At 41.4% G+C, this 543-nt stretch carries 2 protein-coding genes; both read right to left on the minus strand.

Annotated elements, in window-relative coordinates; genetic code table 11:
* A partial coding sequence (gene tnpB, locus P20652_RS21510; protein ID WP_033017783.1) for an IS66 family insertion sequence element accessory protein TnpB occupies window positions 1-167 on the minus strand: 167 nt, incomplete at its 3' end.
* Entirely contained in the window at window positions 167-463 is a 297-nt protein-coding gene (locus tag P20652_RS04565) for a hypothetical protein (RefSeq protein WP_008170939.1), read from the minus strand. The genes tnpB and P20652_RS04565, both read right to left, overlap by 1 nt.
* Window positions 464-543: the final 80 nt, after the last annotated feature.

Below are 543 nucleotides of genomic sequence, written 5' to 3' on the forward strand. Positions count from 1 at the left end.
AATTTGAGTTTATCTTTCGCTTTGTTGCAAAACAAAAATAGCGCGCCAGTGTAGGCATCACGTTCAAGCTCGCCTTCAACGATGGCGACCAGACCATCAATCGATTTTCGAAAATCCACAGCATCGCGGTGTAAATAAATACGCTCGGGTTCAACAAACATTTTCATCAGGCAAACTCGCGTAACAATTGGTTGAGGTAAGTTGCAGGCGTTGTTGATGGCAAGCTGACTTTTACTTTGCCAACAGTGAGGGTTATCGGCTGTTGCGGCTTGATAACGTCAGGTTGTTTAGTGATTTTGGCGCGAACAAAATTGCCAGGTAATGCCTTTAGCTTGTTTTTTGCGGCATAAAAAGTTGTTTTTGATAAAGTATTTTGCTGACAATACTCAGTGATAGTTAAATCACTCGATTGTTGCTCTTCTATAATACTACGCCATTGCTCAAGGCTACGTGTTTTTCTCATAGCTACCTCTTAATTGAAATTCAGGGATAGCTTAATAGTTTTGACGAGTTACTTGCAGGTGCACTTGGCTAGACGCTTAC

Source organism: Pseudoalteromonas sp. BSi20652, from assembly GCF_000239855.1.
Classification (GTDB): domain Bacteria; phylum Pseudomonadota; class Gammaproteobacteria; order Enterobacterales; family Alteromonadaceae; genus Pseudoalteromonas.

Bases quoted from the DNA above. Each gene is read 5' to 3' on its own strand.
- P20652_RS04565 (WP_008170939.1), bottom strand. From the start codon at position 463: ATGAGAAAAACACGTAGCCTTGAGCAATGGCGTAGTATTATAGAAGAG.